The organism is Streptomyces sp. NRRL S-87 (genome assembly GCF_000719335.1).
GTDB lineage: Bacteria > Actinomycetota > Actinomycetes > Streptomycetales > Streptomycetaceae > Streptomyces.
This window is the reverse complement of sequence record NZ_JOGB01000014.1, coordinates 42,156-67,675: the sequence shown is the minus strand read 5'-3', so window position 1 is coordinate 67,675 and position 25,520 is coordinate 42,156. Positions and strand designations below refer to the sequence as shown.

The window sequence follows — 25,520 nt, the reverse complement described above, 5'->3', positions numbered from 1 at the left end:
CAGGGCGGCGGGGGCGGTGGCCGGACGGGCGGGCGTGGTCCGCGGTCGGCGTCAGTGGCGGTTGCGCGGGTGGTTGCGGGCGACGCGCTCGTTGCCGAACTTGTACGCGCCGGTCCACCGCGCCATCACCAGCTGGGCGTCCCCCGACTCCACCTCGGCGAGGAACTTCGCGGCGCGGCCGCCCCGCAGGGTCCCGGCCGACCGGCCGCGATGGGTGATGACGACGGTCCCGTCGCCGCGCTGTTCGTACGTGAATCCGAAAGGCTGTGGCATGCGGTCAGCTTCGCCCGCCCCGGGGTGCGCGGCAACGCATTTCCGGGGCGGGCGCGGTGAGGGGGCCTCAGGAGGCCTCGGGCCGGCCGTCCACCCGGCGGGGCAGCCCCAGCGGGTTGGCCTCGCGCAGCTCCGCCGGGAGCAGCGCGTCCGGCACGGACTGGTACGCCACCGGCCGGAGCCAGCGCTCGACGGCCGTGCCGCCGACGGACGTGGAGTGCGAGGTGGCCGCGGGGTACGGGCCGCCGTGGTGCTGGGCCGGGGCCACGGCCACGCCCGTGGGCCAGCCGTTCACCACGATCCGGCCGGCCAGGGCCGTGACCTGGGCGACCAGGTCCGCCGCGGGTCCCTCGCCGCCGGCCGTCTCGGCCGCGGAGAGCTGGAGCGTGGCGCTCAGGTTGCCGGGCAGCCGGGTCAGCACCGCGGTGGCCTCGGCCTGGTCGGCGTACCGGGCGAGGACCGTGACGGGCCCGAAGCACTCCTCCAGCAGGAGCTCGTGCGGGCCCTCGGCGGCCAGGTGCCGGGCGGGTACGGAGAGGTAGCCGGCACCGACCCCGTGCTCGCCCGCCGCACCGGCCGCCACGGGGGCCGTGACCCCGGGGAGCGAGGCCCGCTCGCGCACGCCCGCGAGGAAGTTCTCGCGCATGCGCAGGTCGAGCAGCACGCCCGGCCCGGTGTCGCCGACCGCCTTGGCGAACGCGGCGGCCAGCCGGTCCCCGTCCGCACCCTCGGGCACGAGGACGAGGCCGGGCTTCACGCAGAACTGGCCCATCCCCAGCGTCACCGAGCCGGCCAGCCCCGCGCCGATCTCCTCGGCGCGCTCGGCGGCCGCCGCGGGGGTGACCACGACGGGGTTGAGGGAGCCGAGCTCACCGTGGAAGGGGATCGGCACGGGTCGTGCGGCGGCGGCGTCGAACAGTGCCCGCCCGCCACGGATGGATCCGGTGAACCCGGCGGCCGCGACCAGCGGGTGGCGGATGAGCTCCAGGCCCGCGTCGAAGCCGTGGACCAGGCCCACGACCTCGGCCGGCAGTCCCGTCTCGACCGCGGCGCGGCGCAGCAGGTCCGCGCAGAGCTCCGAGGTGGCCGGGTGGTCGGGGTGCGCCTTGACGACGACGGGGCAGCCGGCGGCGAGGGCGCTGGCGGTGTCGCCGCCCGGCACGGAGAAGGCGAGCGGGAAGTTGGAGGCGGCGTACACGGCGGCCACGCCGAGCGGCACCTTGTAGCGGCGCAGCTCGGGGCGGGGCGGGGTCAGGGCCGGGTCCGCGCGGTCGATGCGGACGTCGAGGTAGGCGCCCTCCTCCACGGCGTCGGCGAACTCCCGCAGCTGGTACGTCGTCCGGGCGAGCTCACCGGTCAGGCGGGCCGCGCCCAGGGCCGTCTCGGCGTCGGCCGCCGCGACCACCCGGTCCGCGGCGGCGTCGAGCCGATCGGCGGCGGTGCGGAGGAAGGCGATGCGCGCGGTGCGGTCGGCCAGGGCGGCGCGGGCCGCGTGGGCGGCGCGTACGGCCGCGTCCACGTCCTGTGCTGTGGCCTCCACCGCAACCTGATCGAGTCGCTTCCCGGTGCGGGGGTCCACGCTCCAGACTGGGGTTGCTGCCATCGCGGCCTGCCTCCAAAATGTCCGTTCAGTATTCTGAACACCGTTCCTGTATGTGAACGGATTGCGTATGCTGCGGACTCTATTTCCGTGCGCTCCGCGTTGACAAGTGGCGACGCGGGGCGCGGGACGTGAGCCGGGACGATGGCGAGCAGAGGGGCGAAGGGCGCATGACGACAGCCGAGTCCGGGGCGGCACCGGTCAAGTCCGCGGTGCGGACGGTGGTGTTGCTGGAGTGGTTCGCGGCCCGGCCCGGGCTGCACAGCCTGGCCGCCGTGCAGGAGGGCACCGGATTCCCCAAGTCCAGCCTCTACATGCTCCTGCGGACGCTGGTCGACCTCGGGTGGGTGGAGACCGACGCCGCCGGCACGCGCTACGGCATCGGCGTACGGGCCCTGCTCGTGGGCAACTCGTACATCGACGGCGACGAGGTCGTCGCGGCCGCCCGGCCCGCCCTCGACCGGCTCTCGGACGACACCACCGAGACCATCCACCTGGCGCGGCTCGACGGCGCCAGCGTGGTCTACCTGGCCACCCGGCAGTCCCAGCACTTCCTGCGGCCTTTCACCCGGGTCGGGCGGCGGCTGCCCGCGTACTCGACGGCGCTGGGCAAGGCGCTGCTCGCCACGCACACGGACGAGCAGGTGCGCAGGCTGCTGCCCGAACGGCTGGAGCCGGTCACCGAGCACACCATCACCGACCGGGAACGGCTGATCGAGGAGCTGGCGCTGGTGCGCGAGCAGGGGTACGCCGTCGACCGCGAGGAGAACACCCTCGGGCTGCGCTGCTTCGGCGTGGCCGTGCCGTACCGGACGCCGGCGCGGGACGCGATCAGCTGCTCGGTGCCGGGGGCCCGGCTGACGCCCGAACGTGAACGGCTCATCAGGCAGGCGCTGTTCGCGGCGCGCGACCGGCTGGCGCTGGCCACCCGGATGCTCTGACGGCCTCCTTCCTTCGGCAAGAGGCCGGGCCCCGGGGTGGAGCGGGTCTCCCCCGTGCGGGGGAGGCGGTTCCCCGTTGCGGGGGACGTGGCGGGGAAGGGGCGGGCGGGATCGTGGGCTCATGACCGTACGAACCGCTCACCTGCCCCCGGCCGTGTCCCCGACGGCCTTCCGCCTCTCTCCCGCACGGTGCGCCTGCGGGCCCTCGGGCTCGCCGCGACGTTCCCCTACCTCGCGCTCAAGGCCGCCTGGCTGGCGGGCAGCCGCATCGGCATACCCGAGGGCAGCGTGCTGCGCGAGCCCGGCCCGTTCTTCGTCATCGCCAACGCAGTGACCATGCTGATGGACGCCACGCTCGTCCTGCTGCTCCTCGTCCTCACCACACCGTGGGGGGCCCGGGTGCGGTCATGGCTGCTCACCGTGCCGGTGTTCGTCGCGAGCGGGCTGCTCACGCCCATCGCCGTAGCCTTTCCGGCGCAGTTGGTGACGCGGATCGGGGACGGCGGGGCCGCGGAGCGGGCCCACCGGGCGGCGGAGCCGTTCCTCGACGAGTGGGTGTTCACCGTCGTCTACGTCGGCTTCGGTATCCAAGCGCTCGTCCTGGCCTGCCTGTTCGTGCCGTACGCACGAGAGCGCTGGGGCGGGCTCTGGCGGGGTGGCCGGTGGGCGGCCGGCCGCGTGGAGCGCGCGGCGGCCGCGCTCGCCACGGCCACCGGTCTGGCGGTGGCCGCCCTGCTGGGGTCCTGGACCTTCGGCGGTACCGCGGGCCTGAGCACGGCGGCGGAGCGGGCGCAGAAGTCGGTGGAGACCGCGGTGGTGTCCGGCACGCACGCGCTGACCGCCCTCGCGGCCGTGGCCGGCGGGCTCCTGCTGGTGCACGGCGCCCGCTGGGGCGTACGTTCGGCGCGGCTGCCCCTGGCGGTCGCGTGGATCGGTGCGTCGGCCTCCCTGGGCTGGGGCGGCTGGCTGATGATCGCCGCGCTCGGAGCGGGTGATCCGGCGAAGGGCGTCACCTCGGTCATGTACCTGACCTACGCTGGTCAGATGATCACCGGACTGCTGGTGGCGGGCGTCCTCGCCCGCCGGCTCACCGCACACGGACTCACCTCACGTGGGCCCACCGCCCGTCGGTCCACCGCCCGTCGGTCCACCGTCCGACGCGCCGCGTGAGGGTCCTGTTCGGGCGCGCGGCCCGGGGGCGCTGGGTCCACCTGGTCCTCGGCGGCGCCCTCCTGATGCCCTACTTCCTGCTCGCCTCCGTGCTGCTCAGTGTGGTCAGGCCGGGGCACCGGTCCGTGTTCGAGTCGATACCGGAGCTCCTCACCGTGTACGCCACGGCCCTGCCGCTGGTGGCGGTCAGCGGGGTGTTCGCCCTGGTCCGACCCATGTCGGCGGGGGCGGTGCGGGCCATGTGCGGCGTGCCGGGCGAGCTGCTGGCCGACGGCCCCGCCCGCTCGCGGCCGGCCCGGTTGAGGACCGCGGTCTGGTGGACCGTGCACCTCGGGCTGGGGGCGGTGATCAGCGGCATGAGTCTGGCGGTGCCGCCGATGGTGCTGGTGCTCCTGGGTACCCCGTTCCTCCCGGCGCTGCGGGACCCGGAGCTGGCGCTCTGGGGGTGGTTCCGCACGATGCCGGGGATGCTCACGGCGCCGCTGGCCGGGCTGGCCCTGCTGGCGGCCCTCGCCGGTTGCGCGGCCGCCGCCGGGGCGCTGCTGGCGAGCCTGGCGCCGGTGCTGTTGGGTCCTACCCCGGCGGATCGGCTCGCGGCGGCCGAGGAGCGGGCGGCGGACCTGGCGGTGCGCAACCGGCTGGCACGGGAGCTGCACGACTCGGTGGGGCACGCGCTGAGCGCCGTCACCCTCCAGGCGAGTGCCGCCCGCCGGGTGCTGGACTCCGATCCGGCGTTCGTACGGGAGGCGCTGGCCGCCATCGAGGACACCACGCGGCGCACGGTCGGCGAACTGGACGCCGTACTGGGGCTGTTGCGGGACGGGGACGAGACGGCCGGCTCCACGGCACCCGCGCCGACGCTCGCCGCCGACCTGGAGGGCCTGCTGGCCCGTACCCGGGCGGGCGGCGTCGAGGTGGTGGACCGGCAGGACCCGGGGCGGGCCGCGGACTGGGAGCGGCTGCCCGCGATCGCGTCGCGGGAGGCGTACCGGATCGTGCAGGAGGGCCTGAGCAACGCGCTCAAGCACGGCACCGGCCCGGTGCGGCTGAGCATCGCGGTACGGGACGAGAGCGAGCTGGAGATCACGATGACCAATCCGTGTGCGGGGAGCGGGCAGGGGCAGGGCGGCGAAGCCGTCGCCCTCGGGGCGGTGGCCCTGGGGAGCGGGGCGGACCGGAGCGCCGGGACGGCGGGGACTGTGGGGAGTGCGGGGAGCGCGGGGACTGCGGGGAGTGGGAGGAGTGGGGGGACTGCGGGGGCTGCGGGCTCCGGCGGCGGGGCGGTGGGAGCCCGGGCCGTCGGCGTGCAGGGTCTCGGCGTGCAGGGTCTCGGCGCGCAGGTTCCCGGTGCTCAGGCTCTCGGTGTCCGGTCCGGGAGGGGGCGGGGCGGCCGTGGGCTGACGGGCATAGCCGAGCGGGCCGCGCTGCTCGGCGGCCGGGCCGAGGCCGGGGCGGCCGACGGCACCTGGCGGCTGCGCGCCGTCCTGCCGCTCGCGGGCCCGGCGGGGGAGTCCCGGTGAGCGCGGGGGAAGCGGGGCACGCGGTGGGCGCGGGGGACATGGTGGCGGACAGCGTGGGCGGGCCGGGTGTGGGTGTGGGTGTCGGTGCGGGTGCGGGTGCGGGTGCGGGTGCGGGTGTGGGTGGGGGGCCGGGTCCGGTCGGGGGTGCGGGTGGGCCCGGCGGGCCCGGTGCCATCCGGGTCGTCCTCGCCGACGACGAGCGCATGGTCCGTACCGCGCTGCGGGTCATCCTCGACGCCGAGGCGGGCATCGAGGTGGTGGGGGAGGCGGCGACCGGCGCCGAGGCGGTCTCGGTGGTGCGCGCGCTGCGCCCCGACGTGGTGCTGATGGACGTGCGCATGCCGCAGATCGACGGGATCCGGGCCACCGAGCAGATCCTCGCCACCCTTGCGGACCCGCCCCGGATCGTGGTGGTGACCACCTTCGAGAACGACGCCTACGTGTACGACGCGCTGCGCGCGGGCGCGGCCGGGTTCCTCCTCAAGCGGGCCGACCCGGACGAGCTGGTCGGCGCCGTCCGGCTGGTGGCCCGGAGCGACTCGCTGCTCTTCCCCGCGGCCGTGCGCGGCCTGGCGGCAGAGCACGCGCGGCGCTCTCCCGCGCCCCCACCGTGGGCGGCACGGCTCACCGACCGCGAGGGCGACGTGCTGCGCCTGATGGCGAAGGGGATGTCGAACACGGAGATGAGCGAGTGCCTCGGGGTCGGCCCGGCCACCGTCAAGACGCACGTCGCCGCGGTGCTCGCCAAGACCGGCTCCCGCGACCGCACCCAGGCCGTGATCGCCGCGTACGAGTCGGGCTTCATCACCCCGGGCTGACCGCGGACCCTTCCGACCACCTCCGGTTGACCGTCCTCGAAGCGAAGCGAAGGCGAAGATGTAGAGGTAGATGCAGATGAAGAAATACTGAGAACCCGGCCGCAAGCGGGGCAGAACGGAACGCCCCGGCCGGTTCCCGCGTCCCTCAGAGGGATGAACAAGACGATCAGGCGTGCGTCGGTCTTCTGTCTGCTGCTGGTGCTGGCCCTGCTGGTGCGGGTCACCTGGGTGCAGGCGTACGAAGGCAAGGCCCTCGCGGACAACACGAACAACCGCCGGACGAAGATCGCCCAGTACGCGGCACCACTCGGGAACATCATCGTCGGCGGCAAGGCCGTCACCGGATCGAAGCGGGTGGACGCGGGCGACTTCGCGTACAAGCGCACGTACACCGACGGCGGGCTGTACGCGCCGGTCACCGGGTACAGCTCGCAGGTCTACGGTGCAACACAGTTGGAGAAGCTCTACCAGGACGTGCTCAACGGCACGGACTCCCGGCTGAAGAACCCGCTCGACGCCCTCACGGGCAAGCGGGCGAAGCCGGGCAACGTGCTGACGACCATCGACCCCGGAGTCCAGAAGGCCGGCTACGAGGCGCTCAAGGGCAAGACCGGCGCGGCCGTGGCGATCGACCCCGCCACCGGCGAGGTGCTGGCCGTCGTGAACACGCCTTCGTACGACCCGGGCCGGATCGCCGGCAGCAGCGACGGCGCGGCCTGGAAGGAGCTCAGCGCCGAGGACGGCAAGGCCATGGTCAACCGCGCGCTGCGCCAGCCGCTGGCCCCCGGCTCCACGTTCAAACTCGTCACCGCCGCCGCGGCTCTGGAGAACGGCCTGTACGACTCCGTCGACACGCCGACCGACAGCCCCGACCCGTACACCCTCCCCGGCACCCGGACGGTCCTGGAGAACGAGAACAAGTCCGCGCCCTGCAGGAACGCCACCCTGCGCACGGCCATGCGCTACTCGTGCAACAACGTGTTCGCGCACATCGCGTACGAGCTGGGCCAGGACAAGATGCGGGACATGGCCGAGAGGTTCGGCTTCAACGACGAGAAGCAGGACATCCCGGTGCGGGCCTACCCGAGCGTCTACCCGTCCCGGAAGGCCTCGCCCGACCTGGTCGCCCAGTCCGGCATCGGCCAGTTCGACGTGACCGCCACCCCGCTGCAGATGGCGATGGTCGCCGCGACCGTCGAGAACGGCGGCAAGCAGGTCGCCCCGCACATGGTCTCCGAGGTCACCGACTCCGGGGGCGGCGTGCTGGAGAGCTTCAAGGACCCCGGGAGCAGGCAGGTGATCAGCGAGCGGACCGCGGAACTCCTGCGCGAGACCATGAAGACCGTGGTCGAGGAGGGCGGCGGCGGCAACGCCAGGGTCCCCGGCGCCGAGGTCGGCGGCAAGACCGGCACCGCCCAGCACGGCGTGAACAACAGCAAGAAGCCGTACGCCTGGTTCACCGCGTACGGGACCAAGGGCGGCAAGCAGGTCGCCGTGGCCGTGATCATCGAGAACTCGGACACCGACCGCTCCGAGATCGCCGGCGGCCGGCTGGCCGCCCCGGTGGCCCAGAAGATGATGGCCGCGGCCCTCGGGGGGTAGGCCGTCGGCGGCCCCGCCCGCGCGGTCGTACCCGGAGCTGTCCCCGGCACCGGGCCCGGGCCCGGACCCGTCCCCGGCGCTGTCCCGAGCGCGGCCGCCGTCGTCCCCGTTCGAGCGCCCGGCGGTCGGCTGCCGTGGTCGGGAACCGCGGCGGGGCGGGGCGCGTTCCCCTTGTCATGATCAGAACCGCCCGACCGGCAGACCTCGATCCGATCGCCGTCCTCCACACCAGGGCGCGCGCCACGTACTACGCGGGCCGCATCCCCGAGGAGGCCTACCTCGGCGAGGCCGAGCTGGCCCGGACGCGCGAAGGCTGGGCCCGGGCCATCGACCGCCCCGACGGCGCCGTGCTCTGCGCCGAACGCGGCGGCGCCCTCGTCGGCGTCGCCGCCTTCCGGCCCGACGAGGGCGCCATGACCCTCACCCAGCTGCACGTCGACCCCGACCACTGGCGCCACGGAATCGGCCGCGCCCTGCACACGGCCTGCCTCGACGCCTGGCGCGGCACCGGCGTCGACCGCGTCCGCCTGGAGGTCTACGAGCACAACCTGCGCGCCCAGGCCTTCTACGCCGCCCAGGGCTGGCGGCCCGAGACGCCCGGCGCCCCCCGGACGGGCTCGCACCTGACCCTGTGGCTGGACGTGACGCGCGCCACGGAATGAGGCGGCGGTCGCAGCGGTTGACCTCCCAGGCGGAGGCGACCCCTCCGTGCGCGTCCGCCGGGCGCCGCCCCTCGAGCCGGGAGAAGAGAAGGAACGTGCGCGTCGAGATCTGGTCGGACATCGCATGCCCGTGGTGCTACATCGGCAAGGCCCGCTTCGAGAAGGGCCTGGCCGCCTTCGCGCACCGGGACGAGATCGAGGTCGTGCACCGTTCCTTCGAGCTCGACCCGCGGGCCCCGAAGGGCGTGACCGGCCCGGTCGTCGAGATGCTGGCCAAGAAGTACGGCCGCACGCTCGACGAGGCGCGCGGCATGGAGGAGCACGTCGCCGCCGCCGCGCGCGCCGAGGGTCTGGAGTACGTCACCGAGGGCCGCGACAACGGCAGCACCTTCGACATCCACCGCCTGCTGCACCTGGCCGCCGCCCACGGGCGCCGGGACGCGCTGCTGGACCTCGCCTACCGGGCCAACTTCGCCGAGGAGCGCTCGGTGTTCGATCCCGAGGTGCTGATCGCCCTCGCGGTCGAGGCCGGCCTCGACGAGGCCGAGGCGCGCGCTGTGCTGGCCGACGGGACGGCGTACGCCGCGGAGGTCCGGGCCGACGAGCGCGAGGCGGCCGAACTCGGCGCCAACTCCGTGCCGTTCTTCGTCCTCGACCGACGCTTCGGGGTCTCCGGCGGCCAGCCGGCGGAGGTGTTCACGCGTGCGCTCGAGCAGGCCTGGCAGGGGCGCGAGATCGTCGCGGAGACGCCGGCCGGCGAGGCCTGCGAGCCGGACGGGGCCTGCGCGGTCCCGCAGGGGTGAGGGTAGGCCGCGGTGGTTCGGTGGCTGGGAGCCGATCATAAGTGATTGCTTGAGATCTCATGCATAACTCTCCAATAGACTTTGAGGCCTGATCGTCGCAGAGTGAGTGCATGGAGCGACTCGAGCGACTTTCCCTTGCCGACGTGACCCGTGCGGAGTTCGCGCACACCACGACCTACCTGAACACGGCCACCTGCGGCGTGCTCCCGCGTCGGGCCGTCGCCGCGGTGCGCGACCTGGCCGAGGCGGCCGGGGCCGGCAGGCCGGAGGGCTTCGGCAGTTGGGAGGCGGTGGCGTCGGCGCGGGAGGCCTTCGGGCGGCTCACGGGCGTCCCGGCGGGGCGGGTGGCGGTGGCTTCGGCGGTCTCCACCCTCGTCGGCCTGATCTCGGCCTCCCTGCCCGCCGGGGCCGAAGTCCTCCTCCCTGAAGGGGAGTTCGCGTCCGTCATCAATCCCTTCGCGCTGCGGCCCGACCTCAGGCCCCGGTACGCGCCGCTGGAGGGGCTCGCCGACGCGGTGCGGCCGGAGACCGCGCTGGTCGCGCTGAGCGCCGTACAGTCCGCCGACGGGCGGATCGCGGACCTGGACGCCGTCCGGCGGGCCGCGACCGCCCACGGCGCGCGGATGCTGGTCGACGCCACGCAGGCGGTGGGCTGGCTGCCCTTCGAGGCCGGCCGGTACGACTACACGGTGACCGGCGGCTACAAGTGGCTGCTGGGCATGCGCGGGGTCGCCTACCTCACCGTCACCGAGGAGGCGCAGGAGTCGCTCCTGCCGCTGCACGCGGGGTGGGTGGCGGCCGAGTCGATCTGGGAGGCCACGTACGGGCCCATGCCGGCGCTGGCCGCGGACGCGCGGCGTTTCGACGAGTGCCCGGCGTTCGTCGCCTTCCATGCGGCGGCGGTCTCGCTGGCGCTGCTGGAGTCCGTGGGCGTGGCCGCCGTGCACGCCCACAACACCGCCCTGGCGGCGCGGTACCGGGACGGGCTGGCCGCCCTCGGCCACGTGCCGGTCGCCGCGGACGGATCCGCGATCGTCTCGGTGCCCGGTCTCGGCGACCGCCAGGCCGCCCTGGGGGCGGCGGGCGTCGTCACGGCGGACCGCGCCGGTGCGCTGCGTGCCGCCTTCCACCTCTACAACACCGTGGATGACGTCGACCGGTTGTTGGGGGCCCTTGCTTCTTGAGTTGTCGGGGGGGGTGGGGTGAGGTGGGCTGGGGTGGGGTGGTTGCGGTTGGGTGGGCTGCGGTTGGGGTGGGCTGGCGTCGGTGGGTGGGGTGGGGGGCGTGGGTTGGTGGTTGGTGGGTGTGGGGTGGGTGGTGGGTGTGGGGTGGGCGTACGCCGTACGGCCGCTTGGCGCGGCTGCGTACAGTGCGACCCATGAGCGATGACGCCGTACTGCACGTGAAGGGGCGGGTGCTGGTCGGGCCCGACGAGGTCCGCGACGAACTGTGGGTCGTCGGGGGCCGCATCTCGTACGAGCGCCCGCGCGCCGGCCGGGACGTGACCACCGTCGAGGGCTGGGTGCTGCCGGGCCTGGTCGACGCCCACTGCCACGTGGGCCTCGACGCCCACGGCCCGGTCGACGCCGCCACCAGCGAGCGGCAGGCCCTCACCGACCGCGAGGCCGGCACCCTGCTGATCCGGGACGCCGGATCCCCCTCCGACACCCGCTGGATCGACGACCGCGAGGACCTCCCCAAGATCATCCGAGCGGGTCGGCACATCGCCCGGACCCGCCGCTACATCCGCAACTACGCGCACGAGATCGAGCCGGCCGACCTCGTGGCGTACGTCGCCCGCGAGGCCGGACGGGGCGACGGCTGGGTCAAGCTCGTCGGCGACTGGATCGACCGCGACGCCGGCGACCTCACCGCCTGCTGGCCGCGCGCAGAGGTCGAGGCCGCCATCGCCGAGGCGCACCGGCTCGGCGCGCGCGTCACCGCGCACTGCTTCGCCGAGGACTCGCTGCGCGACCTCGTGGAGGCCGGCATCGACTGCATCGAGCACGCGACCGGCCTCACCGAGGAGACCATCCCGCTCTTCGCGGAGCGCGGGGTGGCGATCGTGCCGACGCTCGTCAACATCGCCACCTTCCCGAAGCTCGCCGCCGGCGGCGAGGCCAAGTTCCCGCGCTGGGCCGACCACATGCGGCGGCTGCACGACCGGCGCTACGACACCGTACGGGCCGCGTACGACGCGGGCGTCCCGGTGTACGTCGGCACGGACGCGGGCGGCTCACTGCCGCACGGGCTCGTCGCTGCCGAGGTCGCGGAGCTGGTCAAGGCCGGCATCCCGGCCGTCGAGGCGCTGTCCGCGACGGCCTGGGGCGCGCGCCGGTGGCTGGGGCGGCCGGGGCTGGAGGAGGGGGCGCCCGCCGACCTCGTCGTGTACGGGGCGGACCCGCGCACGGACGTCGGGGAGCTGGGCCGGCCGCGCCGGATCGTCCTGGACGGTGTCGTGAGGGGCTGACCCGCATCGGGTGGGGTGGGGTGGGGTCGCTTCGGGCGGCTCGCCTCGGGGCTTGGGCGGGTGGGCTTGGTGCCGCTTCCGGGTGCCCAGCTACCGCTGGGAGGTACCCCCAGCGGCAGGCCCACCCCAGGGGCAAGGGGCTTCGCCCTGGCCTGCGGCCACCCCTGGCCCGGGCCTGCCTCCGAGCCAGCCTGCCACCCCTGTCAAGCGCCTCCCCCACACACCACGGGGCGGCCTGGCGGGGCTTCGTGCGGTGATGGGGCGGTCGGGGCGGGACGTGTCGGGGCGGGGATCGGGGTTGCCTCTTCGGGCTGCTCGGGCTGCCCGAACCGCTGCCCGGATCCCGGGTGATGGGGGGCGGGCAGCGGGACAGGGTTTCGGGTGAGGAGGTCTGCGTGCGACGACGTGTACGAGGAGACGGCCGACCGGTCGGCGGCGCACACCGGCCCGCTCCGGCCGTGCTCCCGCGCCCCGGCAGGCCCGCGCGCTCCGGCGCCCGCTTCGGGCGGTGCGGGCTCGTGCTGGCGCTCGCCCTCGCGCTGGTGGGGGCCGTGCCCGCCGCCGCGCCCGGTGCCGGCGGCCCGGCCGCCGCGCCGGCCCCGGCCGCGGCCGCCGATCCGCCGCCCGACCCCGGGCGGATCGCGTACGTCGGCGACGGGTGGCACCGCAGCCTCGTCACCGTCGGCCCGCGCGGCAGCCTCGCGCCCGCGCTGCCCGTCGGGCTGGCCGGGAACGACTGCGAGGCCTCCGCCCGCGGCGACGACGTGGTCTGGGTCAGCGACCGCGACGGTGACGCCGAGGGCGTCTACCGGCGCACGGCCGACGGGGCGGTCCACCAGGTGCTGCGCAAGCCCGCGGTCGGCTCGGAGCCCGGGTGGCGCCTCGCCCACCCGGTGCTCTCTCCGGACCGCCAGTGGATCGCGTTCGTCGGCTGGGCGGGCGACGAGGGCGACGGCACCCGCTCCTCCGCCGGTCGTTGCGACGCCGAACGCGGCCTGACCGAGCAGGACGCGCGCCCGTCCGTATGGGTGGTGAAGGCCGACGGCAGCGGTGCCGGGCTGCGCGAGGCCGTACCGGACGCCGACTGGTTCGACTGGTCGCCGGACGGCAGCGAGTTCGTGTTCACCCGCGACGGGGTCGCGTACCGGACCACCGTCGCGGCCGGCGGCGCCCAGGTGCGCGTCACCGGCGACGAGGAGGGGGTGGCCAAGCCGGCCTGGGAGCCGGCCGCCGCCGGCTCCCAGGACCGCATCGCGTACGTGAGTTGGCGCTGGATCGACGACGACCCCGGGTGCGGGACCGCCTGTGTGACCCGCGGGCGCCCGGCCGACGGGGCGGGGGTACGGGCCGCCGCCGAGCGGCGCCACATGGTGCTGGCCGCCGTGTCGGCCCGTCCCGGTGACGCCGCCCCCGAGGTGCTCGCCGTCGGCGACACGTACACGCAGGCGCGGGCGGGCGTGGCCTGGTCGCCCGACGCGAAGACGATCGCCTTCCTCTCCGGCGAGCCGTACCTGGTCGACGCCACCGGCCCCGCCTGCGGGACCTGTGCCGGCACGCCCGTCTTCGACCCGGACGCCGTTGTCGACTACGAGACGGAGTCCGTGACCTGGTACGGGCCCGCGGCCGGCGGGGACGGGGCGCCGGTGCTGCTGCTCGGCGGGACGGACCCCGAGTCCACGAACATCGAGAACTCCCGTCCCGTGTTGCCCGCCGACCGCCTGCAGCTCCGCGCCCTGCAAGGGCGCGAGTACGACCTCGCCGACCCGGCCTACTCCCCGGACGGCACGGCCCTGGCGTTCGTGGCGAGCGCCTCGACGCCGTCGGAGGCCCCGGACGAGCAGCGCATCCTGGTGGGCGGCCCCAAGGACCTGGCGGCGGCCGTCCGGCTCACGTACGAGAACCCGGGGAGGGAGCTGCCGAACGAGCGCCAGTCCCGGCCCGCCTGGTCGCCGGACGGCACGAAGCTGGCCTTCGCCCGCTGGGGCGACGAGGGCCAGTCGTACGCGCGGATCACCGTCGTCGACGTCTCCGGCGGGGCGGCGCACGCCGAGTTCCTGTACGACGTGCCGTGGCGGTTCCCCGCGCCCGGGTACGCGTGCGACTCCGACGACCGGGACCCGGCCTGGTCCCCCGACGGCACGCGGTTGGTCTTCTCGCGCTGGAGCAGCTGCAGGCTGGTCGACGAGCCGGGGCTGCGGGCCGGACCGCGTGTGCCGGCCGCGACCCCGCCGGCCGTGACCCCGCCGGCCGTGACGCCCCCGGCCGCGACCCCGCCGGCGGGGGCCCGGTCGCCCGGGGCCGTGCCGCCCGGGTCGGGGGCTCCGGGTCCCGCGTCCTCCGGTTCCCCGGCCGCCGGCTCCTCTGCGTCCGACGCCCCGTCCTCCGGGGACGGGCGCGCGGGTGCCGCGCCGCCGGGGCCGAGTCCTGCGGCCCCGCGCACCGGCGTCGTCGCCCCGGCCGCCGACCGGGCCGCCCCCACCCCCGCCCCGCTGCTGACGGGGGACCCCGGGGACCAGCGCGACCGCCACATCTGGAACGCCGAGGCCTTCATGCCCAGCGAGGAGCACATCCCGCGCCAGTACGACGTCACGGCCCGGCAGTGCGGCAGCCCGGGCTGCCTCGTCGTGGACGTACGGCCGGCCTGGAACTGGGGCGACGGCACCATCGCGTTCGTCCGCCAGGCCACGCTCAGCGGTCCCGGTCTCGGGGCGGCCGCCCCGGCCGCCCGACCGCGGGCGGCCGGCGCGCCCCCGGTCGCGCTGAGCTCCGGATACGACGGCCCCCGCGCGGTCCTGCGCATGAAGGCCGACGGCACCGGCTGCACCGGCCTGCTCCCGCGGCGCACCGACGACTGCCCGCTCGCGCCCTCCGAGCTGCCCGGCGAGGACGGGACGGGCTGGTCGTACGACGAACCCGACAACCCCGCCTGGACCCCGGACGGCCGGCGCCTCGCCGTGGACGTCCTCGTCACCGGCCACGACAGCGACGCGAACCCGCGCACCCGGCGCCTGATGACCCTCGACCCGGCCGCCCCCGCCAGCGCCCGGATCCTGGCCGGCAAGCTCTACAACGGCCAGTCCCAGCCCACCTGGGAGCCCGGCTCCGACCTGCGCGCGTCCCTCACCACCCCCGACGACCCGCTGCTGCTGGGCGGGACCGCGACCCTCGTCCTGGAGGTGTGGAACCGCGGCAACGCGCCCGCCCCCCGCGCCCGCGCCCGCTTCACGCTGCCGGCCGGGCTGGAGGCGGCCGGCCCGCCCGTGCCCCCGCCCGGCCGCGGCACCTGCGGGCCCGACCTGGTCTGCGACCTCGGCACGCTGCCGAGCGGCACCAGGACCCGCGTCGAACTGAAGGCCAAGGCCGTGGCGAAGGGCGCGCAGACCGTCACCGCGGCCGCGGAGTCCGGCCTGCCCGACCCCCGACCCGGCGACAACACCGCGACCCTGTCGGTGGACGTCGTCGTCGCCGACCTCGCCCTCAGCGCCACCGCCACCCCGCCCGTCGTCGACGTGGGCGAGCCGTCGACGGTCGTGTTCACGGTCCGCAACCTCGGCACCGCAGGCGCCCAGGACGTCCGCCTGAGGCTGACCGTCCCGCCCGGCCTCACCCTCGTGTCCGGGACGGCGTGCCCGCCCACCGGCTGCGCCCTCGGCACGCTCGCGCCCGGCGCCGTCCGCACCGTCACCGCCGCCTACACGGCCGCGGCCGCCTTCTCGGGCAGCATCGACGGCACCGTCAGCACCGGCACCCCGGACGACGACAGCGAGAACGACGAGGCCTCCGTCGACCTCACCGTCGTCGACCCGCGGCTGCCCGACCCGACCGTGAGCGTCACCGCCAGCCCGCCCGTGATCGCCACCGGGCACCTGGCGACCGTCACGTACACGGTCCGCAACGCGGGCGACGCCCCCGCCCGGGACGTCCACCTGACGACCCTGCTCCCGACCGGGGTACGGGTGGTCACCGCGAGCCCGCCGTGCCCGGCCCCCACCGGCTGCGCGCTCGGCGACCTCGCCCCCGGCGCCACCGTCACCGTGACCCGGACCGTCACCGCCGACGTGGCCCTCGACGGCGCCGTGGCCGGTACGGTCACCACGCCCGGGCCCGACTCGAACCCGGCCAACAACAGCGCGAGCACGCCGTTCGGCGTCCGCCGGGTGACCGACCCGGGCACCGACCCGCCCGGCCGGCCCCGGCCCGGACGCCCCGACCCGGCGGTCGCCCTGAAGGCGGCCCCGCGCACCGCGTACACGGGCGGCCGGTTCGACGCCGAGGTCGTCGTCCGCAACGAGGGCCCGCGCCCGGCCACCGGGCTGCGGCTGGTGGTGGCCGTGCCGAGCGGGGTGCCCGTGCTCAGCGCCTCGCGCCCGGAGTGCCTGACGCCCGCCGGCTGCCCGGTCGCGGACCTGGGCTTCATGAAGCGGGCGACCGTACGCCTCGTCCTGGCCGCCGAACACGCCCTGACCGGGGCGGTCACGGCGACCGTGACCACCACGGGCGGCGACGCGCGGCCCGGCAACAACAGCGCCCGCGCCCCCCTGACGGTCCGCGAACCGCTGCTGCGGCTCGTCCCGCCGGTCGGACCGCCCGGCGCGGTGGCCCAGGCCTCGGGGGAGCAGTTCCCGCCGGGCGTGGAGCTGCGGCTGCGGTGGAGCAAGGGCGTGACGGTGGCGTCGGCACCGGTGGTGGTGCGGGTGGACGGCACGTTCTCCGCGCCGATGCTGGTGCTCGTCCAGGACGCGCTGGGCGAGCGGCGGCTGAGTGCCGTCCAGGCCGGCGTACGGGCGCCCGCGCGGGCCCTGTTCCGGCCGGTGACGGCGGACTACCTGGTGGTGCCCGGCGTACTGCAGCCGGGGGACTTCCAGTGGCGACGGTGACGGCCGGCGGGCCCGGCGGCGGGGGTGCGGTGTGATCCACGAGGTGGACGAGGCGCTGCGGGCGCTGGTGCGGGCCGAGGCGGTGGGGGAGGGCGCGGACGTCGACGTGGTCTTCGAGGCGCCCACCCGCGACTGGGCGGCCCGCCGCAACACCCCGACCGTGAACCTGTACCTGTACGACATCCGCGAGGACATGCGGCGCCGGTCGCGCGGGCGCCGCAACCTCTACGACGAGCAGGGCCGGGTCACCGCCCGCACCCTGCCGCCCCGCTACTTCAAGCTGTCGTACCTGATCAGCGCGTGGACGCAGCGGCCGGAGGACGAACACCGGCTGCTGTCCGCGCTGCTGGCCTGCTTCCTGCGGCACGACGCGCTGCCGGCGGCGGGGCTGGGACCCGAACTGGCCGGCACGGGACTGCCGGTGCCGGTGTCGATCGCGCTGCCGCCGCCGGAGGACCGGGCGTTCGCGGACGTGTGGTCCGCGCTGGGCGGCGAGCTGAAGCCCTCGCTGGACGTGGTGGTCAGCGCGCCCGTGGCGACGGCGCCGGTGTGGGACGCCGGGCCGCCGGTCGAGGACGGGCTCGTGGTGGACCTGTCGGACGTGGCGGCGGGACCCCGGGCCGCGGGCGGGGACGGGGACGGGAGCACGGGGCCGGGTGGGGGCGCCGAGGAGGGGCCCGGTGCGGGCGCGGGCCCGGGCGCGGGACCCGACGGCCCCGGTTCGGGCGGCGGGGTGGGCGTACCGCGGGCGCGGGGGCCGCGGACCCGGCGGCGCGGCTGATGGACCGCTACCTGCTGGGGCGCCTGGCGATCGTGGAGGCCCGGGTGCGGCGGGCCGTGGCGGCGCGGCGCGCCGGGGACCCGGAGGCCGACGACCCGTTCCGGGGCCTGTACCTGTCCGACGAGACCGTACGGCGCATCCTCGACGACCCCGGTACGCCCATGGGCCCGGACGAGGTGGACGCGCGCGCCCTGGCCGCCCTGCCGGCCCCCGGTGACTCCCGTCTCGGGCTGCTCGTACGGAACTTCGGGCTGGGGGCGGGCGGCCCCGCAGGCGCGGGCGGCTCCGCCCACGCGGGCGGCTCGGGCGGCGAGGGCGGGCCGGGCGGCGGGGGCGACGTGCTCGGGGGCGCCCCGGGCGGCCTGGACGCCGAGCTGCTGCTCATCGCGCTCGCGCCCGACCTCGACCGGCGGTTCGAGCAGCTCTACGGCTACCTCAACGACGACGTGACCCGGCGCCGCCCGAGCGTCGGCCTCGCCCTGGCCCTGTGCGGGGTCCCGGCCGCCTCGGCCGCCGCCCGGGCCCGGCTGTCGACGGCCGGCCCGCTCGCGGCCCGCGGCCTGCTGCTCGTCGAGGAGCCGGAACGGCCGCTGCTCAGCCGGTCGTTGCGGGTGCCCGACCGGGTCTCGGCCTACCTCCTCGGCGACGACTCCCCCGACCCGGCGCTGGCGGACCTGCTCGCCCCCGGCCGCCCGGGACTGCTGCCCGTCGACGCGCTCGGCGACCTGCCGGACCGCCTCGCCGCCGCGCTGCACGCCCCCGGCCTGGTCTACCTGCGGGAGCCCGCGGGCGGCGTGGCCCGCGCGCTGGCCGTGGACGCGCTGGCCCGGGCCGGGCACCGGGCACTCGTCCTCGACCCGGCTCGGCTGACCCGGCAGGCCGGCGCCGACGTGCTGGTCGCCGCGGCCGGCCGGGAAGCCGCGCTCACGGGCGCCGGGCTGGTGGCGGGGCCCGTGGAGGCCCTGGCGGAGAAGCCGGAGCTGCTGCGGGCGCTGGCGGGGCTGTGCGGGGCGGACGGGGCACCGTCCGGGACGCCGTACGGGGCGGCTGGTGAGGATCCGGCCAGGGCGGCGACCGGGTACGGCGTACCCGTGCTGCTCACCGGCCAGGCCGGCTGGGACCCGGCCTGGTCGGACCGGGTGCCGCTGCTGGTGGAGGTGGCCCGGCTGGGCGCGGCCGCGCGGGCGTCGCTGTGGGAGGCGGTGCTGGGCGCGCCGGCCGGACCCGCCGTGTCGGCCTTCGTACTGACCCCGGAGCAGATGGAACGGGCCGCCCGTACGGCCCGCCAGCAGGCCGACCTGGCGCGGGGCGACGGACCGGGGGCGGAGCTGGCCCCGGCCCCGGACGCGTACCTGCTGCAGGGGGCGCGGGCGCAGAACACCTCCGGTCTGGAGCGCCTGGCCCGCCGGATCGGACCGGGCGTGGGCTGGGACGACCTCGTCCTGCCCCCGGTCGTCCTGGGCCAGCTGCGCGAGCTCGCCGCCCGCGCCCGGCACCGTGACCGGGTGCTCGGCGACTGGGCGATGCGGCCCGGGGGCGGGCGGGGCCGCGGGGTGATGGCGCTGTTCGCGGGTGACTCGGGGACCGGCAAGACCATGTCCGCGGAGGTGATCGCCGGTGCGCTGGGCCTGGACCTCTACACCGTGGACCTCGCCACGGTCGTGGACAAGTACGTCGGCGAGACCGAGAAGAACCTGGAGCGGATCTTCACGGAGGCGGCCGGCGTGAACGGCGTCCTCCTCTTCGACGAGGCCGACGCCGTCTTCGGCAAGCGGTCGGAGGTCAAGGACGCGCACGACCGGTACGCCAACGTGGAGAGCGCGTACCTGCTCCAGCGGATGGAGACCTTCGACGGTCTGGCCGTCCTCGCCACCAACCTGCGCGCCAACCTCGACGAGGCGTTCACGCGCCGGCTCGACCTGGTCGTCGACTTCCCGCTGCCGGACGCCGCGCAGCGCACGGCGCTGTGGGACCGCTGCCTGGGGTCCGCGCTGCCGCGCGGTGACGACCTGGACCTCGTCTTCTGCGGGCAGGCCTTCGAGCTGGCCGGCGGCGACATCCGCTCGGCGGCCGTGACGGCGGCCTACCTCGCCGCCGACGCGGGCCGGCCGGTGGGCATGGCCGACCTGGTCGCGGCGGTGGCGCGGGAGTACCGCAAGCTGGGCCGGCTGTGCCTGGCCTCGGAGTTCGGCCCGTACCTCCACCTGGCCCGCTGACGCACGGGTCAGGCGCCGGGGGCGCGCCAGACCAGGCTGTAGCGCCAGAGCAGGTGCCGCCGCAGCCGGGCGCCGGGCAGGAGGCGGCGGGCCGCCCCGGCCGTCTCGGCGTACGTCATCCCGGCCGGCTTGGTCGGCGCGGTCATGGCCACCGGGCGGGGCGCGGTGCGGCCCTTGTTCTTGAGCCAGGCCATGGCGAGGTTGACCGGGATCGAGGCCAGCCCGAGCACCTGGTCGACGGGCCCGGCCTCCCGCGCCAGCCCCACCACCACGAGGGTCCCGCCGGGGGCGAGCAGCTCCCGGAACCGGACCAGCGCCTCCTCGAAGGGCAGGTGGTGGAGCACGGCCACGCAGGTCACGACGTCGTACGGCCCCTGCACCGCGCCTTCCGCGAGCACGTCACCGACGCGGTAGGACACCTTGCCGGCTTCCCGCGCCCCGGCTCGCGGGGCCTTCGCCTCCCGGGACCCGGATTCCGCCGCCCCGAACTCCCGTGCCCGCGCGACGATCCGCGGATCCGCGTCGATGCCGTCCACGGTGTCGGCGCGGGCGGCCAGCGCCCGTACCAGGTCGCCGCTGCCGCACCCCACGTCCAGCGCGCGCCCGCAGCGGCGGGGCAGCCGGCGCAGGATCCAGGGGTGGAAGCGGGCGTTGTGGTCCCACGGGTGGGTGGCGTTGAACCGGTCGATGGCGTGCAGGAGGCGGCCTCCGGTGCTGGTCATCCCACCATTGCACCAGCCGTGTCGCGACCGGCCGCGACCGGCCCCGGCACGACCGCCGGCCGCGGGCCGCACCGGTGCCGCGCGTCGGTGGCCCGCCCTGCGGATCGGCGTGCCTGAAAGGGCAGTAAGCGATGCCCTCTTGGGGCTGCGCGGGTGAAGGACGGCAGCGGTACGCGACCGGCAGGGTGGCCGCGGGAGGCTACGACATGCGCGAACACGAGCACGACGGCGAGCACTTCGACGGGCCCCGCCCCAAGGCCGAGCCGGACCACGGGTCGGCGGCCCCCGACGCGCTGCTGCTGAAGGCCGCCGCCGACGGCCGGGCCGACGTCCTGGGCCGCACCGGCCTGCTCCGCCTCCAGCGCGCCCTCGGCAACAAGGGCGCCACCGCCTCGGTCCAGCGCTCCTCCGTGCACGACGTCGTCGGCTCCGGCGGCCAGGCCCTCGACCCCGAGGTGCGGGCCGACATGGAGGGGCGGCTCGGGGCGGACTTCGGCGACGTCCGGGTGCACACCGACGCCGCCGCGCACGCCTCCGCCAAGGAGGTCGGCGCCCACGCGTACACCGTCGGCTCGCACGTGGTGTTCCAGCGCGACGCCTACGACCCCGGCTCGCACCAGGGCCGCACCACGCTCGCCCACGAGCTGACGCACGTCGTCCAGCAGCGTTCGGGCCCCGTCGACGGCACCGAGACCGCGGGCGGCGTCAAGGTCAGCGACCCCGGCGACCGCTTCGAGCAGGAGGCGGTGGCCAACGCCGAGCGCGTCATGGCCGCCCCCGGCCCCGGAACGGCGTCGGACGGCACCCCGGACGCGGGCCCCGCGCCGTCCGCCACCACTGCCTCCGCGGGCCCGGCGCCCGCCGTGGCACCGGTACAGCGGGCGGCCGAGGAGGCGGAGGGGGAGGAGGCCCCGTCGGTGCAGGGGCTGTTCGTGCAGCGCGCCGCGGCCGAGGAGGCGGACGAGGAGGAGGCGCCGGCGGAGTGACGGCTCCGGGGACCGGGCGACGGCCGTGCGGTGCCCCGGCCGACCGAGGAGCGGCTGCGTGAAATGCCCCGCGGACTGAGCGGGGTGGCGGAGTGGAGGCGGGTGGCCCGGTGGAGGCGGTGACGCGGTGAAGGCGACGGCGGACCGGCCGGCGGGCGGCCAGGAGCCCGCACGGGACGGCGCCCGCGCGCGGAGGCCCGCGCCGTCCGGCGCGTCCGCCGCGGCCCGCCCCCGGCCCGTGGACGCGCGGGCGCTGCAGCGGCTCCAGGCCGGTGCCGGGAACGCCGCCGTGGCCGCGCTCCTGGGCCCCCGCCGGGCCCCGGGGCAGAGCGACCGGGGCGGCGGGGAGAGCGGCGGGAGCGGCGCGGGCGGGGGCCCCGGGCGTACGGAAGCCACCGCGCCCGACGCCGGCACCGGAGCCCGCACCACCGCGCCCGACGCCGGCACCGCGTCCGCCCTCGGCACCGCTCCCGGATTCGTCCCCGCCCCCGGACTCGCCTCCGCCCCCGGACCGGACACGGCCCCCCGACCGGACGTCGGCCCCGAACTGGACGCCGCCCCCGCCCCCGCCCTCCAGCGCCTCGAAGCGCTGCCCGCGCCCCCCGGGGGCCTGAGCCCCGCCACCGACCCGCGCTTCAGGAAGGTCGCGCTGGACCTGCGTACCAAGAAGGCCGCGCTGGCCGCGCACCCCACCGCCGCCTCGCAGGCCAAGGCCGCCCAGGACGCCGCCCGGCCGCCCGCCGACGACAAGGAGGCGCAGGCCAAGCAGGCGCAGGCGGCCGAGATGGGCGCCGCCACGCCCGGCACGTTCGACAAGGCGGCCTTCGTCGCGGCCGTGTCGGCGGCCATCGCCGCCAAGGCCCCCAAGACCCTCGACGAGGCCGACAAGTTCACCGGGTCCGGCAAGACGGACGAGATCAAGAGCCAGGTCGCGGGCCAGGTCAAGGCGGGCAAGGACGGCTCCGCCAAGGACATCACCGACAGGACCAACGCGGCCCCCGACCAGTCCAAGGCCGTCGAGAAGCCCGTCACCCCGCTCCCCGGGCAGCCCGCCCCGCCCACGCCCGCACCGCCGGACCCGAAGGCCGCCGCCGTGGCCCCGGCCCCCGCCGCGCAGACCGACCTGAGCACGGGGCCCAGGGAGACCGACGCCATGCTGGCGGAGGCCAGGGTCACCCCCGAGATGCTGGCCCGCTCCAACGAGCCGCAGTTCAAGGAGACCCTCGACGCCAAGAAGGAGGCCGACACCCACGCGGCCACCGCCCCCGCGCAGTTCCGGGCCGCCGAGACGGCCCGGATCGCGGCCGAGCAGGGCGGCGCGGCGGCCGCCGGCCCGGCCGGCGTCCAGGCCATGACCGCCGCCCGGGCCGGGGCCGGGCAGCAGGTGGCGGCCGGGCAGGGCGCCGCCCGGTCGAAGGAGGAGCAGGAGCGGGCCCGCGTCGCGGCCGAGATCAAGGGCATCTTCGACGCGACGAAGAAGGACGTGGAGGGCATCCTCGGCGCGCTCGACGCCGAGGTGGAGACGGCGTTCGACAGCGGTCAGAGGCAGGCCAAGGCCGCCTTCGACGCCGACCACCAGACCAAGATGAAGGCCTGGAAGGACGAGCGCTACTCGGGCGTGACCGGCGCCGCCCGCTGGCTCGCCGACGCCGTGCTCGACCCGCCCCCGCGCGCCAACCAGATCTTCGCCGAGGCCCGCGCGGTCTACGAGCGCGAGATGCGCGCGGTGATCACCACCGTCGCCGACCTCGTCGGCAAGCGGCTCGGCGACGCCACCGCCCGGATCGCCCAGGGCAAGGCGCAGATCGCCAAGAAGGTCGAGGACCAGCCCAGGAACCTGCGGCAGTTCGCGCAGCAGGCGGCGGGCGACATCGGCGGGGAGTTCCGGGCCCTGGAGTCCTCCGTCAACGAGAAGTCGCAGTCCCTCGTCCAGGACCTCGCGGACCGTTACGTGGCCGCCCGCGACGACCTCGACAAGGAGATCGCGGCCCTCCAGGAGGCCAACAAGGGCCTGCTCAGCAAGGCGAAGGACGCCGTCGCGGGCACCCTCGAGACGGTCCTCAAGCTCAAGGACATGCTGCTCGGGGTACTGGCCCGGGCGGCCGGCGCCATCGACAAGATCATCTCGAATCCGATCGGGTTCCTCGGCAACCTCGTCAACGCCGTCAAGGCGGGCGTCACCGGTTTCGCCTCCCGCATCGGCGAGCACCTCAAGAACGGCCTCAAACAGTGGCTGTTCGGGCAGTTGTCCGCCGGCGGCATCGAGATCCCCGAGACCTTCGACGCCAAGGGGATCATCAAGCTGATCCTCTCCATCCTGGGCCTGACCTGGTCCAACATCCGCACCCGCATCGTGGCCCAGATCGGCGAGCCGGCCATGAAGGCGCTGGAGACCAGCTTCGAGATGGTCCAGGTCCTGGTGTCCGAGGGCGTCGGCGGGCTGTGGAAGTGGATCGTCGGCAAGCTGTCCGACCTCAAGGACACGGTCGTCGGCGCCATCAAGGACTTCGTCGTCGAGAAGATCGTCACGGCCGGCATCACGTGGATCGTCTCGCTCCTCAACCCCGCCTCCGCCTTCGTCCGCGCCTGCAAGGCGATCTACGACGTGGTGATGTTCTTCGTGAACCGCGCCGCCCAGATCAAGTCCTTCGTCGACTCCGTCCTCGACTCGATCGAGGGCATCGCGGCGGGCGGCGGCGGGGGCGTACCGGCCCTGATCGAGAACAGCCTCGCCAAGGCCCTCCCGGTCGTCCTGGACTTCCTCGCCAGCCTGCTCGGCCTCGGCGGCATCTCCGAGAAGATCAAGTCCATCCTGGCGAAGGTCCAGGCCCCGGTCATGCAGGCCGTCGACTGGGTCGTCGGCAAGATCGCCGGCGCCGGCAAGAAGCTCCTGTCCAAGCTCAAGGCCAAGGCCCAGGGCGGCGACGACTCCCCGGAGGGCAAGAAGGCCCGCCTCGACAAGGGCCTCGCCGCGGCCGCCGCGGTGGCCAACCGCTACGCGGGCCGCCCGCTGTCGAAGCTGGTGGTCCGGGCCGCCTTCGCCGCGATCAAGGTCAAGTACGGCATGCAGAGCCTCGAACTCGTCCCGGCCGGGCGCAAGTGGGCCGTCCAGGGCACCGTCAATCCCACCGACACCGTGGGCACGGAGGCGTTGACCGAGGAGCAGCAGGCCGCGGGCATGATGGCCGCGGGCGACGCGGCCGTCGAAGCCAGGGTCCGCAGGCTCAGGGACGAGCTCACGGCGGCCGAGACCGACAAGGACGGCAGGCAGGCCGGGTGGCGGGCGCGCAAGACGGAGATCGAGGCGGTCAAGGCGCGCAGGGACGCGGCGCCTCCGGGTGCCGAGCGGCAGGCTGCCCAACGGGAGTACCTGGCCCTGTGCGAGAGCCAGCGCGGTGACCTGGTCGAGATCGAGAAGCTGGAGGGGGAGATCAGGCACTGGAAGGAACTCGTCGGAACGGCCCTGGCCGACCAGGAGAAGAACCGCGTCGCCTCGTTCTCGGAGCTGGTCAAGCGGCTGCGCTCCGCCAGCGCGTTCAAGGACGCCAACACCCAGGTGAGCGAACCGGCGGAGAAGAAGGGCGAGGACTTCCTCGGCCCCATCATGCAGCGGCCCGGTCAGCCGGCCGACCCGATGACGGCGGAGCACGTCTTCCCGATGTACTGGATCTCACGGCTGGTGTGGCAGCCGACCGGCGGCGCGGCCAGACCCATCGGCTTCGTGCAGCTGAGCCGCGAGCACCAGCTGGCGATATCCACCCACGCGGACAACCTCGTGCCGCTGCGGCACAGCGTCAACAGCTCGCGCCAGGAGCGTTCGTGGAGGTCGATGAAGGACCAGATCCTGCGCACGCCCAACCTGAAGGACCTGCCCGGCATCGCGGCCAAGGTCCAGGAACTGATCGACCGCGAGGCGCGCATGGAGACCTTCCTCCGCAACGAGGTGGGCCGCCGGGGCCGCTCGCAGGGCCTGGGGCGCTGACCGGGTACGTCGCGCCGTGGCAGTCGCAGCCAGGGAGCGGCGGAGCCACGCGTTGCCCGAACGGGCAGATCGTGATTCCCCCGCGGCCGTACGGCAG

17 protein-coding genes are annotated in these 25,520 nt (G+C 75.8%); 14 read left to right on the top strand and 3 right to left on the bottom strand.

Annotation, left to right across the window (positions count from 1 at the left end):
• Positions 1-51: 51 nt before the first annotated feature.
• Entirely contained in the window at positions 52-273 is a 222-nt protein-coding gene (locus IF43_RS0111160; protein ID WP_030197648.1) for a hypothetical protein, read from the bottom strand.
• Between the two features lie 67 nt (positions 274-340).
• Positions 341-1,876, bottom strand: a complete 1,536-nt coding sequence (locus IF43_RS0111155; RefSeq protein WP_030197636.1) for an aldehyde dehydrogenase family protein — start codon at positions 1,874-1,876, stop codon at positions 341-343.
• A 167-nt stretch (positions 1,877-2,043) separates the two neighbouring features.
• Between IF43_RS0111155 and IF43_RS0111150 the strand changes: the two genes are divergently transcribed.
• From IF43_RS0111150 to IF43_RS0111095, 12 genes are all read left to right on the top strand, one after another.
• Positions 2,044-2,814 carry an IclR family transcriptional regulator gene (locus tag IF43_RS0111150; protein ID WP_030197633.1) on the top strand — a complete coding sequence of 257 codons (771 nt, stop codon included), beginning with the start codon at positions 2,044-2,046 and terminating at the stop codon, positions 2,812-2,814.
• 189 nt (positions 2,815-3,003) lie between these two features.
• Positions 3,004-3,984 (top strand): hypothetical protein, encoded by a 981-nt coding sequence (locus IF43_RS0111145; RefSeq protein ID WP_063753308.1) that lies wholly within the window; start codon positions 3,004-3,006, stop codon positions 3,982-3,984.
• Positions 3,985-4,049: 65 nt separating this feature from the next.
• Complete coding sequence (locus IF43_RS0111140; protein ID WP_078910083.1) at positions 4,050-5,504, top strand: sensor histidine kinase; 1,455 nt, start codon at positions 4,050-4,052, stop codon at positions 5,502-5,504.
• A gap of 173 nt (positions 5,505-5,677) precedes the next feature.
• Entirely contained in the window at positions 5,678-6,322 is a 645-nt protein-coding gene (locus IF43_RS0111135; RefSeq protein ID WP_030197623.1) for a response regulator transcription factor, read from the top strand.
• Positions 6,323-6,475: 153 nt separating this feature from the next.
• Positions 6,476-7,924: a penicillin-binding protein 2 gene (locus tag IF43_RS0111130; protein ID WP_030197622.1), complete on the top strand. Its 1,449-nt coding sequence runs from the start codon at positions 6,476-6,478 to the stop codon at positions 7,922-7,924.
• Between the two features lie 176 nt (positions 7,925-8,100).
• Entirely contained in the window at positions 8,101-8,586 is a 486-nt protein-coding gene (locus tag IF43_RS0111125; RefSeq protein ID WP_030197621.1) for a GNAT family N-acetyltransferase, read from the top strand.
• Positions 8,587-8,681: 95 nt separating this feature from the next.
• Entirely contained in the window at positions 8,682-9,389 is a 708-nt protein-coding gene (locus IF43_RS0111120; RefSeq protein WP_030197620.1) for a DsbA family oxidoreductase, read from the top strand.
• 110 nt (positions 9,390-9,499) lie between these two features.
• Entirely contained in the window at positions 9,500-10,573 is a 1,074-nt protein-coding gene (locus tag IF43_RS0111115) for an aminotransferase class V-fold PLP-dependent enzyme (RefSeq protein WP_030197619.1), read from the top strand.
• A 194-nt stretch (positions 10,574-10,767) separates the two neighbouring features.
• Complete coding sequence (locus IF43_RS0111110) at positions 10,768-11,859, top strand: amidohydrolase family protein (RefSeq protein WP_030197618.1); 1,092 nt, start codon at positions 10,768-10,770, stop codon at positions 11,857-11,859.
• Positions 11,860-12,254: 395 nt separating this feature from the next.
• Complete coding sequence (locus IF43_RS0111105) at positions 12,255-16,736, top strand: DUF11 domain-containing protein (protein WP_158939274.1); 4,482 nt, start codon at positions 12,255-12,257, stop codon at positions 16,734-16,736.
• 31 nt (positions 16,737-16,767) lie between these two features.
• Positions 16,768-17,517, top strand: a complete 750-nt coding sequence (locus tag IF43_RS36355) for a DUF4255 domain-containing protein (protein ID WP_030197612.1) — start codon at positions 16,768-16,770, stop codon at positions 17,515-17,517.
• Positions 17,517-19,733: an ATP-binding protein gene (locus tag IF43_RS0111095; protein WP_030197609.1), complete on the top strand. Its 2,217-nt coding sequence runs from the start codon at positions 17,517-17,519 to the stop codon at positions 19,731-19,733. The genes IF43_RS36355 and IF43_RS0111095 overlap by 1 nt, the downstream gene beginning before the upstream one ends.
• A gap of 8 nt (positions 19,734-19,741) precedes the next feature.
• Here IF43_RS0111095 and IF43_RS0111090 read toward each other — a convergent pair whose 3' ends face one another.
• Positions 19,742-20,455 carry a bifunctional 2-polyprenyl-6-hydroxyphenol methylase/3-demethylubiquinol 3-O-methyltransferase UbiG gene (locus IF43_RS0111090; RefSeq protein WP_030197607.1) on the bottom strand — a complete coding sequence of 238 codons (714 nt, stop codon included), beginning with the start codon at positions 20,453-20,455 and terminating at the stop codon, positions 19,742-19,744.
• 206 nt (positions 20,456-20,661) lie between these two features.
• Between IF43_RS0111090 and IF43_RS0111085 the strand changes: the two genes are divergently transcribed.
• Both IF43_RS0111085 and IF43_RS37950 read left to right on the top strand, forming a co-directional pair.
• The gene (locus tag IF43_RS0111085) at positions 20,662-21,441 is read left to right on the top strand and encodes a DUF4157 domain-containing protein (RefSeq protein ID WP_030197604.1); all 780 of its coding nucleotides are present in this window, start codon (positions 20,662-20,664) and stop codon (positions 21,439-21,441) included.
• A gap of 127 nt (positions 21,442-21,568) precedes the next feature.
• Positions 21,569-25,423, top strand: a complete 3,855-nt coding sequence (locus tag IF43_RS37950; protein ID WP_051795110.1) for a hypothetical protein — start codon at positions 21,569-21,571, stop codon at positions 25,421-25,423.
• Positions 25,424-25,520: the final 97 nt, after the last annotated feature.

Bases quoted from the DNA above. Each gene is read 5' to 3' on its own strand.
- IF43_RS0111095 (WP_030197609.1), top strand. From the start codon at position 17,517: ATGGACCGCTACCTGCTGGGGCGCCTGGCGATCGTGGAGGCCCGGGTG.
- IF43_RS0111150 (WP_030197633.1), top strand. From the start codon at position 2,044: ATGACGACAGCCGAGTCCGGGGCGGCACCGGTCAAGTCCGCGGTGCGG.
- IF43_RS0111110 (WP_030197618.1), top strand. From the start codon at position 10,768: ATGAGCGATGACGCCGTACTGCACGTGAAGGGGCGGGTGCTGGTCGGG.
- IF43_RS0111115 (WP_030197619.1), top strand. From the start codon at position 9,500: ATGGAGCGACTCGAGCGACTTTCCCTTGCCGACGTGACCCGTGCGGAG.
- IF43_RS0111085 (WP_030197604.1), top strand. From the start codon at position 20,662: ATGCGCGAACACGAGCACGACGGCGAGCACTTCGACGGGCCCCGCCCC.
- IF43_RS0111090 (WP_030197607.1), bottom strand. From the start codon at position 20,455: ATGACCAGCACCGGAGGCCGCCTCCTGCACGCCATCGACCGGTTCAAC.
- IF43_RS0111130 (WP_030197622.1), top strand. From the start codon at position 6,476: ATGAACAAGACGATCAGGCGTGCGTCGGTCTTCTGTCTGCTGCTGGTG.
- IF43_RS0111155 (WP_030197636.1), bottom strand. From the start codon at position 1,876: ATGGCAGCAACCCCAGTCTGGAGCGTGGACCCCCGCACCGGGAAGCGA.
- IF43_RS0111160 (WP_030197648.1), bottom strand. From the start codon at position 273: ATGCCACAGCCTTTCGGATTCACGTACGAACAGCGCGGCGACGGGACC.
- IF43_RS0111140 (WP_078910083.1), top strand. From the start codon at position 4,050: ATGCCCTACTTCCTGCTCGCCTCCGTGCTGCTCAGTGTGGTCAGGCCG.
- IF43_RS0111125 (WP_030197621.1), top strand. From the start codon at position 8,101: ATGATCAGAACCGCCCGACCGGCAGACCTCGATCCGATCGCCGTCCTC.